The organism is Neptunicoccus sediminis, assembly GCF_001719615.1.
Taxonomy (GTDB): domain Bacteria; phylum Pseudomonadota; class Alphaproteobacteria; order Rhodobacterales; family Rhodobacteraceae; genus Amylibacter; species Amylibacter sediminis.
Map to the genome: position 1 here is coordinate 1 of NZ_MDVX01000016.1, position 13679 is coordinate 13679.

The 13679-nt window shown below is 58.2% G+C and carries 12 protein-coding genes; 7 read left to right on the top strand and 5 right to left on the bottom strand.

The features are described 5' to 3' along the window. The coding region (locus BFV97_RS14795; protein WP_172827922.1) for a GTP-binding protein at positions 1–297 on the bottom strand (297 nt) is incomplete at its 3' end. Between the two features lie 293 nt (positions 298–590). Between BFV97_RS14795 and BFV97_RS14800 the strand changes: the two genes are divergently transcribed. Beyond that, entirely contained in the window at positions 591–1964 is a 1374-nt protein-coding gene (locus BFV97_RS14800; protein ID WP_069301175.1) for a cytochrome P450, read from the top strand. 160 nt (positions 1965–2124) lie between these two features. Then, positions 2125–4104, top strand: a complete 1980-nt coding sequence (locus BFV97_RS14805; RefSeq protein ID WP_069301176.1) for a bifunctional 2',3'-cyclic-nucleotide 2'-phosphodiesterase/3'-nucleotidase — start codon at positions 2125–2127, stop codon at positions 4102–4104. A gap of 60 nt (positions 4105–4164) precedes the next feature. Here the strand turns inward: BFV97_RS14805 and BFV97_RS14810 are convergent, their stop codons facing one another. From BFV97_RS14810 to BFV97_RS14825, 4 genes are all read right to left on the bottom strand, one after another. Next, a complete protein-coding gene (locus tag BFV97_RS14810) occupies positions 4165–5280 on the bottom strand; it encodes a M48 family metallopeptidase (RefSeq protein ID WP_083225669.1) in 1116 nt (371 codons plus the stop codon). 17 nt (positions 5281–5297) lie between these two features. Continuing rightward, positions 5298–6593: a DUF898 family protein gene (locus tag BFV97_RS14815; protein WP_083225670.1), complete on the bottom strand. Its 1296-nt coding sequence runs from the start codon at positions 6591–6593 to the stop codon at positions 5298–5300. 130 nt (positions 6594–6723) lie between these two features. After that, the gene (locus BFV97_RS14820; RefSeq protein ID WP_069301261.1) at positions 6724–9051 is read right to left on the bottom strand and encodes a DNA topoisomerase IV subunit A; all 2328 of its coding nucleotides are present in this window, start codon (positions 9049–9051) and stop codon (positions 6724–6726) included. 96 nt (positions 9052–9147) lie between these two features. Beyond that, the gene (locus tag BFV97_RS14825) at positions 9148–9894 is read right to left on the bottom strand and encodes an SH3 domain-containing protein (protein WP_069301177.1); all 747 of its coding nucleotides are present in this window, start codon (positions 9892–9894) and stop codon (positions 9148–9150) included. Positions 9895–10077: 183 nt separating this feature from the next. Here BFV97_RS14825 and BFV97_RS14830 point away from each other — a divergent pair, with 183 nt between their 5' ends. The 5 genes from BFV97_RS14830 to BFV97_RS14850 all read left to right on the top strand — a co-directional run bounded on the left by BFV97_RS14830 (position 10078) and on the right by BFV97_RS14850 (position 13679). Beyond that, positions 10078–10911, top strand: coding sequence for an SDR family NAD(P)-dependent oxidoreductase (locus BFV97_RS14830; RefSeq protein ID WP_069301178.1), 834 nt, complete (start codon positions 10078–10080; stop codon positions 10909–10911). A 62-nt stretch (positions 10912–10973) separates the two neighbouring features. Then, positions 10974–11174, top strand: coding sequence for a twin transmembrane helix small protein (locus BFV97_RS14835; protein WP_069301179.1), 201 nt, complete (start codon positions 10974–10976; stop codon positions 11172–11174). A gap of 1 nt (position 11175) precedes the next feature. Continuing rightward, positions 11176–11748 (top strand): cob(I)yrinic acid a,c-diamide adenosyltransferase, encoded by a 573-nt coding sequence (locus tag BFV97_RS14840; protein ID WP_069301180.1) that lies wholly within the window; start codon positions 11176–11178, stop codon positions 11746–11748. Positions 11749–11991: 243 nt separating this feature from the next. Next, positions 11992–12753: an electron transfer flavoprotein subunit beta/FixA family protein gene (locus tag BFV97_RS14845; protein ID WP_069301181.1), complete on the top strand. Its 762-nt coding sequence runs from the start codon at positions 11992–11994 to the stop codon at positions 12751–12753. Beyond that, positions 12753–13679 (top strand): electron transfer flavoprotein subunit alpha/FixB family protein, encoded by a 927-nt coding sequence (locus tag BFV97_RS14850; protein WP_069301182.1) that lies wholly within the window; start codon positions 12753–12755, stop codon positions 13677–13679. The genes BFV97_RS14845 and BFV97_RS14850 overlap by 1 nt, the downstream gene beginning before the upstream one ends.

Below are 13679 nucleotides of genomic sequence, written 5' to 3' on the forward strand. Positions count from 1 at the left end.
AATCGCGCCGTCCATTTGCGCCGCACCGGTGATCATGTTTTTCACATAGTCAGCGTGGCCCGGGCAATCAACGTGGGCGTAGTGACGGTTCTCTGTTTCATACTCAACGTGAGCAGTGGAAATAGTGATACCGCGTGCTTTTTCTTCTGGCGCGCCGTCGATCTCGTCATAGGCTTTGAACGAGTCGGAAAACTGCTTGGTGATCGCAGCCGTCAGAGTCGTCTTGCCGTGGTCAACGTGGCCGATTGTACCGATGTTACAATGCGGCTTCGTGCGTTCAAATTTCTCTTTTGCCATCATGGCCTCCGTCTTCATGCGGCACGACAGTGCCAAGTGTGATAGGCCTTACCACAAGACCCGCAGAGATGCGACTGCACCCCGATTCCGATTTGCTGTCAGGTAATTGGCCTGAGCACAAAAATCAACCGTCAAAATGGGGAAAAGGCGCTGCAAACCCTGTCTGTCACGGGGAAATCCCGATCCAACCGCCAGCACAGCCGCCAACCCGCCGGTTTTGGCCTGAAACCGCCCCGTCAAACCACTGGAAGCGGTGGCGGTTTGGCCTATACTAAGCCTATAGGAGCCAGATCATGCCTGATGGAACCCGCCCCCCTGCCCTGCCGCCCAAAGTCGAACTGGTGCAACAACCGCTGGGTGTTTTGCAGACCCTGCGCAAGGCGCGGGAGAACCTGATAGAGATCATTCCCGAAATCGCTACAAAACAGCCCATCATCACCGGCAAGACCGGAATCATTCGCTGGCATATGGTGATGGACCCCGAAGCAAACCGGCGCATTCTGAAGGACCGACTGGACATCTATCCCAAGTCCGATGTCACCAAGAACATCTTGCGTCCTGCGATTGGGGACAGTCTGTTCATTGCGGAAGGGGCGCATTGGCGCTGGCAACGCCGCGCTGCAGCGCCGGTGTTTTCCCACCGCAATATCGCCGCGCTTGCCCCGATCATGTCCGCCAGCGCGCAGGCTGTTTGCGACCGGCTGGAGCGTTGCGACGGACAGGCCGATGTATTTGACGAAATGGTCCGCGCCACCTTTGAGGTGATTTCCGATGTCACCTTTTCGAGCACCGGCACAATGGACAGTAGCGGCGTTCACAAGGCGATTGACGCCTATATCGACCAGACCGCGCGGGTGTCCTTGTTTGATGTGCTCGGCGTGCCCACCTGGGTGCCGCGCTGGTCGCGGGTATTTGGCCCGAATTCCCTTGGCAATATGAAATCCATCGCGGACCAAAGCATCAACGCCCGCCGCGCCAGTGGCCCCAAACCTGTGCCGGACCTGCTGGACCTGCTGCTCGAAGGCTCTGACCCCGAAACCGGCCGCCAGATGAACAGTGCGGAACTGCGGGACAATTTGCTGACCTTTATTGTGGCGGGCCATGAAACGACCGCCCTGACCCTAAGCTGGGCGCTTTACCTGTGCGCCTTTGATCCGCAGGTTCAGGACAAGCTGCGGGAAGAGGCCCAATCCGTGTTGCAAGGCCGGATCGCCACCGGCGCGGATGCAGAGCGGATGCCCTATTGCACGCAAGTCATCAAAGAAACGCTGCGGCTCTACCCTCCTGCGGCCTTTCTGTCCCGCACGGCACAGGCGGAGGATACGCTTTGCGGGCGGGACATCCGGCGCAAGGATACGGTGATGTTGCCGGTCTATGCCCTGCACCGCAACGAACTGCTATGGGATGAACCGGATGCGTTCAAACCGGAGCGTTTCGGCCCCGATGCCAGCCACGACCGCTATAGCTGGCTGCCTTTTGGCGATGGCCCGCGCATCTGTATCGGCAGCCATTTCGCAATGGTCGAGGCCACGATCATCCTGTCCACGCTGATCTCCCGCTTCCGGTTTGAGCGGGTTGAGGGCCATGACCCGAAACCTGTGCTGGTGTTGACCCTGCGCCCCCAAGGGGGCGTGCCTTTGCGCATCTCCGCCGCCCCGCAGAGCTGACACGGATTTTCTTGTTTCAGTACTGAAACAGTCCTAGGCTTTGGCATTCGCTTTGCCCTGGCTTCGGGGGTTCACAAGATTGTCACACCCCCATGCTAGGTGCGCGGCACATCCGGCCCCAATTGGCCGGAGCCTGCCATCAGCCAACGGGAGCATTACCATGACACGATCTTTTACCCGAATGAACCGGCGCAGTTTTCTAGGGGCTGGCGCGGCCTCCACTGCTTTGCTGGCGCTACATCCTTTTTCAGCCAACGCCGCCGCCAATCAGGCCCATTTGCGGATTATGGAAACCACCGATCTGCACGTCCACGTCTTTCCTTATGACTATTACGCCGACCGTCCGGCGGATAATGTCGGTCTGGCCCGCACCGCCGCCCATATCGACACGATCCGCGCGGAATCCACCAATTCCATGCTGGTCGACAACGGTGACTTTCTTCAAGGCAACCCGATGGGGGATTACATCGCCTATGAGCGGGGCATGAAAGAGGGCGACACCCATCCGATCATCACGGCGATGAACACGCTCGGCTATGAGGCATCGACCCTTGGCAACCATGAGTTCAACTACGGTCTGGACTTCCTTATGAAATCCCTTGCGGGTGCAGAATTCCCCGTGGTCAGTGCCAACGTGGTGACGGAAAAAGGCGCCAATCCCCGTGCGGATAAGGGGCTGGTGAAACCCTATGTGATCCTCGACAAAGAGATCACCGACGGGTCCGGTGAAACCCACAGCCTGAAAATCGGACTGATCGGCTTTGTCCCGCCCCAGATCATGAACTGGGACCGCCGCCATCTGGAAGGCAAGGTAGAAGCCCGCGATATTCTGGAAACCGCCCGCGCTTGGGTGCCGGAAATGAAAGAGAAAGGGGCCGATATTATCATCGCCCTGTCCCACTCCGGTATCGGGTCGGCACAGGAGACTGACGGCATGGAAAACGCCTCTGTCCCGCTGGCCGCAGTGGAGGGAATCGATGCGCTGATGACGGGCCACAGCCATCTGGTCTTCCCGAGCGAGAAATACGCAGGCTTTGCAGCAGTTGACGCCGATAAAGGCACCATCCACGGCAAACCCGCAACGATGGGCGGCTTCTGGGGATCGCACCTTGGGGTGATCGACCTGATGCTGGAAAAATCCGGCAACGAATGGCAGGTGGTCACGTCCTCTACCGAAACCCGTCCGATTTCCGAACGGGACGAAAACCGCAAAACGGTGGCTCTGGTGGACAGTGTTGCCATGGTGGAAAACAGCGTTCAGGCGGAACACGATGCAACGCTTGCCTATGTGCGCCGTTCGGTCGGGAAAACCGATGCGCCGCTGCATTCCTATTTCGCACTGGTGGCGGATGATCCTTCGGTGCAGATCGTATCCCAAGCGCAGACCTGGTATATCACCGAGATGATGAAGGGCACCGAATGGGAAGCCCTGCCAATCCTGTCTGCCGCTGCGCCGTTCAAAGCGGGTGGTCGGGGCGGGCCGGAGTATTACACAGATGTGCCAAAAGGTGATGTGGCGATCAAGAATGTATCCGATCTTTACCTCTACCCGAACACGGTACGCGCGGTGAAAGTGACTGGCGCACAGGTGCGGGGCTGGTTGGAACGCTCTGCCGGTATGTTCAACCGCGTTGAACCGGGCAAGCCGGATCAGGTTCTGCTGAACCCCGAATTTCCATCCTACAACTTTGATGTGATGGACGGTGTGACCTACAAAATCGACCTGTCCCAGCCTTCAAAGTTCGACGCAAAAGGGGTGGTGATCAATCCCGAAGCCAGCCGGATTGTGGACCTGATGTATCAGGGGAAACCTGTCACGGATGATATGGAATTTATCGTGGCCACCAACAACTACCGCGCCAGTGGCGGCGGTGCGTTTCCCGGCGCGATGGGGGATACGATCGTCTTTGAAGGTCCGGACACCAACCGCGATGTGATCGTGCGCTATATCGTGGAACAGGGGACCATCAACCCGACAGCCGATGGCAATTGGGGTTTTGCACCGCTGGAAAATACCAGCGTCCTGTTTGACACCGGCCCGAAAGGGGCAGAACGGATTTCCGACGTGAAGGGCGTCCAGCTTGAACAGGCCGGTGACGGGCCTGACGGGTTCGCCCGCTACCGCATCACGCTTGGCTAGATGGGCGTCCCTTGGGGCGGGTTACAGCGACCTGCCCCGATTGGAACCGATCCGCGCGCCCTAACCGCAAACCTGTTGCAGCGCACGCCATTCGGACGGGGTCAGGACCGGCGTGAACGGACCATCCCCGATGGCATCCGCAGCGCGGGCCGCATCGGCGCGACCTTGCAGGTCGGGGTGGCTCGCCAGATGGGACATGAAACCGGCGGTGTCGCCGTGTTCTTCCCGAAGCGTCAAAAAGAACTGGGCAAAGGAATCCGCGGGCAATCCTGCGGCTGCCAGTCTTTTATGGGCAAAGACATCCGCGCCGGTTTCCGCCTGCTGGGAATATTTTGCCGAGATCATCTGCTCTGCCAGCACCAGCGCCAGCGCACCGCCTGCAAAATCCCCGAACACCATACCAAGGATCCCCACCGAACCGGCAGAGCGCAGCATCAACCGCGTCGGATCGCGGTGCACCACATGGCCGACCTCATGCCCGAGCACGCCTGCAACTTCTTCGGGGCTCTGGGCTGCGTCGATCAATCCACGGAACAGCACCACCTGACCGCCCGGCACCGCAAACGCATTGATCATATCGTGATCGAACACGGCGACCTTCAGATCGTAAGGCACCTCTGCCTCCCCTACGATCCGCGCGGTCATCTTGCGCAGCGCCCGAATCCCTGCCGGTCTGTCGCAGGTCATTTCTTCCAGATCACCGCCCAGAAAGGTGCTGATCTGGGACAATGCAGTGCGCCCCAGTGCAGCCTCTCTTTCCGGCGGAATCATCGTGGCAAGCTGGTTGGCAAGAGAGGGCAGGATCACGACCATGATGATCAGGACCGATGCCACAGCCCCGCCAGCCCATAAAAACAGTTGGCGCATTTTTGAACCGGACACGCTGACCTTGCCAAGATTCGGTGAAATGACGCGGATGATATGCTCTGCCGGTCCGTGGGGCAGGATCAGTCGGGCAATCCCGTCCTGCCCCTGCGTTAAAACGATGCCTTCGTCGCGCGCCTGATCCGTGACCTCTCGCAATTCGGACACAGGCCACAGGATGTCTGCACCACTGTCTCGGCGGATCACCAGAACCTCGGTTCCGTGCTGGTGGTCGCGGTGGACCGCCACCTGATGCTGACGCGCCGAAACACCGTCGAAATACTTGCCTCTGGCCGGTTCGTTCACTTCCACAACCGTCCCTTTCGTTGTTAGATCGCCGCGCCCACATCCAGCGCATCGGCAAAGCCTTCGGCTTCGACCATCTCGTCACGGCTGCGCTGCTGAATGTCGTCCAGCGCGGCAGGGTTCAGGATTTGCGTCTCCTGCACGTAATGCTCCAGAATGGGTTGACGCACGAAAATCAGGGCAAACACCCCGTAAAGCACCAGCATCATGATATAGCCCAAGAAAACCATAAAAATGCCAATCGCCTCGGCCAGTCCGAAATCCGCCAGACCGCCGAATTCGCTCAGGTCTTCGACTGCGAACAGATCGGACGATCCAAGGAAATTCCCCGCAACGATGAAAAAGGCCGTGAACACCATCCCCGCACAGGTTGACGATAAAAGACCGCCCAGAACATAGGTCCAGAACACTTTGGCACCGCGCGGAGTCGCGCTGAACTGCACCGTATTGCCGAGCCGTTTGGTCCCCGCCATGATCCGGAAAGACGCAACCGAGTAATAAATCACCGCATAATAGAACCACAAGGCGCCAAAGAACGTCAGCACCAACCAGACCGGCTGACCGTTGGAGGCGGCAAGCAAGGCAGGGATCGCTATAGCCGCCGCCGCAATGAAATAGTGTTTCATCGCGGGATACAGGCTTTGCCAGCGGCCGTGCTGCACAAATCGCGCATTGCCGTACCACGTGCGGTCGATTTTGTACTTTTCCAGCAGAAATGTCTGACGCGGCAGTAACAGACCAAGCGACAGGATCGTCAGAATCCAGTGCCCTGTGGCCCGCCAGACATAGCCCCAAGCCGCCGGTTCCACCCCGAACCGCACCCCGCGCCAGCGGGTGCGGGACAGGATATATCGGCGTGCGCGGTACTGGGCATAAAAGATAAAGGGAAAGACCGCAACCAGCGTGGCCTGACTCGCCGCGATTTGCAGCGCCGTGTCCTGCCCGCTGCCCGAACCGGACAACAGGGACAGCCCTGCGAACATCAAAAGCAGTTGGAACAACCCCAGATAAACCGCCAGAAACGCCACCGCGATCAAAAAGCCGAGAAGTTTTTCCAGCCCGTTTCCGGTATATTCCATCGGATCACCCCCCGGTGCCGTAGCCGACCAGAAGTATTTGCGCACGCGGGTTTTGGCCCAAAAGCGGTAGAGGCCAAGCGTCACAAGCGTTAGCAAGGCAGTTTTAAGGCCAAGGCGGAACAGCGGCCCCTGTGTCCCGCGATAGTCCACCTGCATGGGCGGATCAGCCGGTCCGTCAGACGGGCTGTCCGCATGGGCTGTCAGGCGGGAAAACGGGTCATTGGGCGTTGCACTGCTCATAACGGCCTTTCAGGAAATCTTTGGCTTTGGGGGATAATGCACGGCCAGCGTGAAACAGGAAAGCCGTAATCCACGGGCGTCTGAGGATGGCAAACAACCGGCACTTGGTGCCGCGCCGGTTGTTTTGACCTTAATCGGTGAATTTGTTGTCCCGCGGAAAGCCGCGCGGCGCCATGCGGCCGGCGCTTGCCCGCTTGCCGATCCATTCGTCCAGTTCAATCTGGGTGCGGGTACGCCCTGCCGGATCAAGCCAGCTAAGCCCTTCGGCCAGATTGAAGGTTTTGGCGTCACTCAGCCCGCCGTCCTTGTATTTTTGCAGGCGGACGCCCTTGCCGCGACCAAGTTCGGGCAGTTCGCTGACAGGGAAGACCAGAACCTTGCGGTTTTCCCCGACACAGGCCACGTGATCCCCTTCAACCGGCGTACAGACCAGCGCTTTGACATCGTTGCGCACGTTCAGAACCTGCCGCCCTGTGCGGGTCTGGGCAATCACATCGTCCTCTGCCACAACAAAACCGTCGCCCGCACTGCTGGCCACCAGCAGTTTGCGCCCCGGTTTGTGCAAGAACATCGTGACCATTTCCACCTCGTTGGGCAGCTCCACCATCAGGCGCACCGGTTCCCCCATGCCGCGCCCGCCGGGCAAGGCATTACAGCCGAGCGTGTAAAACCGTCCGTTTGATCCCAGCAGCAACAGCCGGTCCGTGGTTTCCGCATGGAACAAGAAGCGGCCTTCGTCACCGTCCTTGAACTTCAGTTCCTGCTTGAGATCGATATGCCCCTTCATCGCCCTGATCCAGCCCATCGCGGAACAGACCACAGTGATCGGCTCCCGCTCTATCATGGCTTCCAGCGGTACTTCCTCAAACTCCGGCGCATCTTCCAGCAAGGTGCGACGCTGCCCGCCCGCAGACTTCTTGCCGAAACGGGTGCGTGTTTCCTTCAGTTCTTCGACGATCCGGTCCCATTGCAGCTCTTCCGAACCGATCAGTTTCTCCAGCGCATCCAGTTCGGCCCAGAGTTCCTCGCGCTCCTTGCGCAATTCCATTTCTTCCAGACGTCGCAAGCTGCGCAGACGCATGTTCAGAATGGCTTCGGACTGGGCTTCGGTCAGTTGTTCGGCATCCGGTGCGATCACATCGGATGGCGCGACATAATCCGCCTCGCTGATTGCTTTGGGATGATCCTTTGACCAGTCCTCCAGCAGCAGGGCCGCTTTGGGATCGTCATCATACCGGATAATGTCGATCACACGGTCGAGGTTCAGGAAGGCAATAATAAAGCCTTCCAGCACTTCCAGCCGTTTTTCGATCTTGTCCAGACGGAATTGAGAGCGGCGCAGCAACACATCGCGGCGGTGGTCCACAAAGGCACGCAAGACTTCTTTCAGGCTGCACACTTTGGGGGTGCGGCCGTCAATCAGCACGTTCATGTTCATGGAGAACCGTGTTTCCAGATCGGACTGGCGGAACAGGGTTTCCATCAGAACGATCGGATCAACCGTCTTGCTGCGCGGTTCCAGAACCAGCCGGATGTCATCCGCACTCTCGTCGCGCACATCCGCCAGAATCGGTATTTTCTTGGCATTGATCAGTTCTGCGATCTTTTCGATCAGCTTGGATTTTTGCACCTGATAGGGAATTTCGGTGACAACAATCTGCCACTGGCCCCGCGTCAGTTCCTCTTTTTCCCAACGCGCCCGCACCCGAAACGCGCCACGCCCCGTTTTATAGGCCTGCGCAATATTCTCGCGCGGTTCTACCAGCACACCGCCGGTGGGGAAATCCGGTCCCGGCACATAGTCGAGCAGCTTTTCGTCCGTTGTGCCCGGCACCTTGATCAGGCGGATCGCGGCAGAACACAGTTCTTCGATGTTATGGGGCGGAATATTGGTCGCCATCCCCACCGCAATCCCGGTAGAGCCGTTGGCCAGCAGGTTCGGGAAAGAGGCAGGCAGAACCGAAGGTTCGGTCAGGCGACCGTCATAGTTGTCCCGAAAATCGACGGCATTTTCTTCCATGCCTTCCAGCATGGCTTCGGCCACGGCTGTCATCCGCGCTTCGGTGTAACGGGCCGCCGCAGGGTTATCCCCGTCAATGTTGCCAAAGTTGCCCTGACCGTCCACCATCGGGTAGCGCACGTTGAAATCCTGCGCCAGTCGGGCCATCGCATCATAGATCGCCGCGTCGCCGTGGGGGTGGAAATCCCCCATCGTGTCACCGCTGATCTTGGCAGATTTCAGATACTTGCCGTTAGAGGCCAGTTTGAGGCGGCTCATCGCGTAGAGAATGCGGCGGTGGACCGGCTTTAATCCATCGCGGGCATCCGGCAGAGCGCGGTGCATAATGGTGGACAGAGCGTAGGTCAGATACCTGTCGCCAATCGCACGGCGCAGGGTTTCTACGGCAGTGCCACCACTGTTTTCAATTGAATCGGGATCATCGAAAGTGTCAGACATGCAGATCGTGATATAGCCCTGTTGAATCCGCGTCCAGATCACAGTTCATCTTGACGCGAATTACTTGCAGGGGCGAATCCGCTGCGGGTTGAACCCTTATGACAGTTCGTTCAGGAAATCGCGGTGCATCCAGACCTTGAGACCGCTGTCTTTCACAACCACTTGGGACCAGTTGCCATCCCGTTCTCCGGTGTCCTCCACCACGGCGCCGCGCTTTAGCTGAGCCAGAACTGCGTTGCCTGTACCCGGACCGGAGCGGGCATTCACAACGTTGCCTGACACCGCATAGAGGCGTGTCGGTACAGCTTCGGGTTCAGTAACGGCCGCAGGTTCGGCTTTCACCGTTTCCTTGACCTCAACCGCCGGAACTTCCGTCACTCTAGACGCGTCCTGCGCCGGTGCTGGCGCGGTGGCAGGTTTTGCCTTGGCAGCGGTCGGTGCTGGCGCGGCTGCAACAGCTTTCATCACGGCGGGCACTGCGCGTGTTGCATCAGCCTGCCAGCTTGCCGCAAGAACCGTGAACGGCGTTGCCGTGGGGTTAGACGCCATAATATAGCGCAAGTTGCCGGAGCGGGTCTGCGCCGCGTCTATTTCATGTGAAACAACGTGTTCAGACTTTGCGACCGCGGCTTTGGCAGCGGCAGTGATTTCTGAGGTTTCTGCCGGTGCTTTGGTGCTGGCCTTAACCACCGGATCTTCTTTCAAAGACGCAAGTTTGGCATCTGCCCCATCCGAGGCCTTGGCCGCCTGCACAGGCGCCACCGCAGTTTCAGGAGACTCGCTCCGCATGTAAAAAACCGCAGCCAAACACACGATAAATACGATGTTGAAAAAACGTGTCATAAGTCCCCCTTTCAGAACAGTTCAAGCAAAATCCCGCTTCCCGTCGGGCTTAGGGTTGACATGGCACAGCTTTGGACAGTTCCAAGGAAAACCTTAACAAGTATGGTTAAATCTTCTGTCTGTCTGGACCCCACAGGGCCGGAGCGGTAAGCAGGGGATCACAGTTGAGGCGGGATGTAACCCATGACAAAACGATCCATTCTGATCACCGGCTGCTCGTCTGGCATCGGGTATGATGCTGCGCACAGATTGCACCAGCGGGGCTGGCAGGTCTTTGCAACCTGTCGCACCCAAGAGGACTGTGACAGGCTGCAATCCGAAGGGCTAAACAGCTTTCGGCTCGATTATGATGATGCGGCTTCGATTACCACCGCGCTACAAACCTGCCTCACGCAGACCGGCGGTACATTGGATGCTGTGTTCAACAACGGGGCGTTTGCTATTCCGGCGCCGGTTGAAGACATCAGTCGCGATGCCCTGCGCCATATTTTTGAGGCAAATTTCTTCGGACATTTTGACCTGATCCGGCAGGTGATTCCGGTCATGCGCAAACAGGGGCACGGGCGGATCGTAAACTGTTCTTCCGTGCTCGGCCTTGCCGCGATGCGGTATCGCGGGGCTTATAACGCGACCAAATTTGCGCTGGAAGGCATGACAGACACCCTGCGGCTGGAGTTGCGCGGCAGTGGCATTCACACCATCCTGATTGAACCCGGCCCGATCCGCACCGATTTCCGCAAAAACGCCATCAAACAGTTCGAGCGCTGGATCGACTGGGAAAACAGCAAAATCCGCGATCAATACGAAACAGAGTTGCTGGACAAGCTGAAAAAGACCGGCAGCAAACCGGACCGGGGAGAGCTGGGGCCGGAGGCGGTGACAGAGAAACTGATCCATGCAATCGAGAGCACACGGCCCAAGCCCCGCTACTTTGTGACCTGGCCAACTTACATGGCCGATATGCTGCGCCGTCTGCTGCCGACCCGTGCGCTCGACGGGATATTTGGACGCATGTAGCAAAAACCTGTGGCCACGGGGCAGGAAGCGATTATGTCTAAAGCAAAGAGAGGCCTCTGCTTATGACAGTCTTTTACTATATCGTAATCTTCGCGATCCTTGCTGTGTTCATCGTTTTGATGTTCGGTCTGGGGTCTTTTACATCGGGCGGGGATTTCAACCGCAAATACGGCAACAAGCTGATGCGCTATCGGATTATCGCGCAGGCTATTGCTATCATCCTGATCCTGCTGTTTGTTATCCTGCGCGGATCAGGGGGTTAACATGGTCGTATTGAACAAGATTTACACCCGCACAGGGGATGGCGGGGACACCGCGCTTGGCAACGGGGCGCGGGTGGCGAAACACTCTGCACGGGTGAATGCCTATGGCACCGTTGATGAAACCAACGCCACAGTCGGACTGGCCCGCCTACACGCTACTGGGGCACTGGCCGAAGCGCTGTCGCGCATCCAGAACGATCTGTTCGATCTGGGCGCCGATCTGTGCCGCCCCGAAATGGAAAAAGACGCGGATGCGGAATACCCCCCCCTGCGGGTCAATGACGAACAGGTGGACCGGCTGGAGCGCGAAATAGACGGGATGAACAGCGACCTGACGCCGCTGCGCAGTTTCATCCTGCCCGGTGGCTCGGCGCTGGCGGCCCATCTGCACCTGTGCCGGACCGTGTCGCGACGGGCAGAACGACTGGCGGTGGAACTGTCCACCGTTGAAAGCGTGAACCCTGCGGCGGTGAAATACCTCAACCGTCTGTCGGACTGGTTTTTTGTGGCCGGACGGGTCGCGAACAGTAACGGTGCTGATGATATTTTATGGGTGCCCGGTGCGAACCGCTAGGAAATTCACAGCGCTCCGCGCGGGGATATTTGAAGAAAATGGACCCGCTGGCAGCACCCTCTGGCGCGGCTTGATCGTAGGCGCGGCCGTGGTTGGTGCGGTTTTCGCCAATGTAACTTGGCGTAAAACGCAAGAGCCGCGTCGATTTATCTCTATCGTTACTGAAAGGTTTTTCGTAAATCCATTCGGGACGATTCTTAATCCTGCTCCAATCCCGGAGCAATACAAACAGGAGAAACGCATATGAAGGTACTGGTGCCTGTCAAACGCGTGATCGACTATAACGTGAAAGTGCGCGTGAAAGCGGACGGCAGCGGCGTTGATCTGGCGAATGTCAAAATGTCCATGAACCCTTTCGACGAAATCGCAGTAGAAGAAGCGATCCGTTTGAAAGAAGCTGGCAAAGCAGAGGAAATCGTAGCGGTTTCCATCGGCGTCAAGCAATCCCAAGAGACCCTGCGCACCGCGTTGGCAATGGGTGCGGACCGCGCCATTCTGGTTGTGGCTGCAGATGACGTACACACAGACATCGAGCCTCTGGCCGTTGCAAAGATCCTGAAAGCCGTAATCGACGAAGAACAGCCCGGTCTGGTTCTCGCCGGTAAACAGGCAATCGACAACGACATGAACGCAACCGGCCAGATGCTGGCTGCGCTGACAGGTTGGTCCCAAGGCACATTTGCCTCCGAGCTGGACATTGACGGCGACCACGCCACAGTGACCCGCGAAGTGGACGGCGGTTTGCAAACCATCAAGATCAAGATGCCTGCCATCGTGACTGTTGACCTGCGTTTGAACGAGCCGCGTTATGCCTCCCTGCCAAACATCATGAAAGCCAAGAAAAAGCCGCTGGACGAGAAAACAGCCGCTGATTACGGCGTTGATACCGCACCCCGCCTGACCGTTGTCAGCACTGCCGAACCTGCTGCACGCGCGGCTGGTGTGATGGTTGCCGATGTGGCCGAATTGGTTGCGAAACTTAAAGACGAAGCGGGGGTTATCTAATGGCTGTACTTCTTCTTGCCGAAATCAACGATGGCGAACTCGCGCTGGACCAAACAGCCAAAGCTGTTTCCGCAGCGACGGCTCTTGGTGATGTAACTGTTCTGGCTTGTGGTGCCACCTGTGCCGATGCGGCTGCCGAAGCGGGTAAGATCGCCGGCGTGTCCAAAGTGCTCTGCGCTGAGGATGCGATCTACGGTCACCGTCTGGCTGAAGCCACGGCTGATCTGATCGTTTCCCTTGCGGGCGATTATAGCCACATCGTAGCCCCGGCCACAACAGACGCCAAAAACATCCTGCCCCGCGTGGCGGCCCTGCTGGATGCAATGGTGATTTCCGATGTGACAGGCGTTGTCGATGCGGACACGTTCGAGCGTCCGATCTATGCGGGCAACGCGATCCAGACTGTAAAATCAGGCGACGAAAAGAAGGTTATCACCTTCCGCACCGCCGGTTTTGATGCGGCTGGTGACGGTGGTTCTGCCTCTGTTGAAACCATCGCGGCAGCAGGTGGGAACGACCTGTCCGAATGGGTTGAAGACAAGGTTCAGGAATCCGACCGCCCCGACCTGACATCTGCGAAGATCGTCGTGTCCGGTGGCCGTGGTGTTGGTTCCGAAGAGAGCTTTGCCATCATCGAAGCGCTGGCTGACAAGCTGGGCGCGGCTGTCGGCGCATCCCGCGCTGCGGTGGATTCGGGCTATGCCCCGAACGACTGGCAGGTTGGTCAGACAGGTAAGGTGGTTGCACCGGATCTTTATATCGCTTGCGGTATTTCCGGCGCCATCCAGCACCTTGCAGGGATGAAAGACTCCAAGGTGATCGTTGCGATCAATAAAGACGAAGAAGCCCCGATCTTTCAGGTTGCGGACTATGGCCTTGTAGCTGATCTCTTTGACGCTGTGCCAGCGCTGACAGAAGCGCTCTGA

Excerpts from the sequence above, each read along its gene's own strand:
- BFV97_RS14800 (WP_069301175.1), top strand. The coding sequence starts at position 591 with ATGCCTGATGGAACCCGCCCCCCTGCCCTGCCGCCCAAAGTCGAACTG.
- BFV97_RS14805 (WP_069301176.1), top strand. The coding sequence starts at position 2,125 with ATGACACGATCTTTTACCCGAATGAACCGGCGCAGTTTTCTAGGGGCT.
- BFV97_RS14815 (WP_083225670.1), bottom strand. The coding sequence starts at position 6,593 with ATGAGCAGTGCAACGCCCAATGACCCGTTTTCCCGCCTGACAGCCCAT.
- BFV97_RS14820 (WP_069301261.1), bottom strand. The coding sequence starts at position 9,051 with ATGTCTGACACTTTCGATGATCCCGATTCAATTGAAAACAGTGGTGGC.
- BFV97_RS14825 (WP_069301177.1), bottom strand. The coding sequence starts at position 9,894 with ATGACACGTTTTTTCAACATCGTATTTATCGTGTGTTTGGCTGCGGTT.
- BFV97_RS14830 (WP_069301178.1), top strand. The coding sequence starts at position 10,078 with ATGACAAAACGATCCATTCTGATCACCGGCTGCTCGTCTGGCATCGGG.
- BFV97_RS14835 (WP_069301179.1), top strand. The coding sequence starts at position 10,974 with ATGACAGTCTTTTACTATATCGTAATCTTCGCGATCCTTGCTGTGTTC.
- BFV97_RS14840 (WP_069301180.1), top strand. The coding sequence starts at position 11,176 with ATGGTCGTATTGAACAAGATTTACACCCGCACAGGGGATGGCGGGGAC.
- BFV97_RS14845 (WP_069301181.1), top strand. The coding sequence starts at position 11,992 with ATGAAGGTACTGGTGCCTGTCAAACGCGTGATCGACTATAACGTGAAA.
- BFV97_RS14850 (WP_069301182.1), top strand. The coding sequence starts at position 12,753 with ATGGCTGTACTTCTTCTTGCCGAAATCAACGATGGCGAACTCGCGCTG.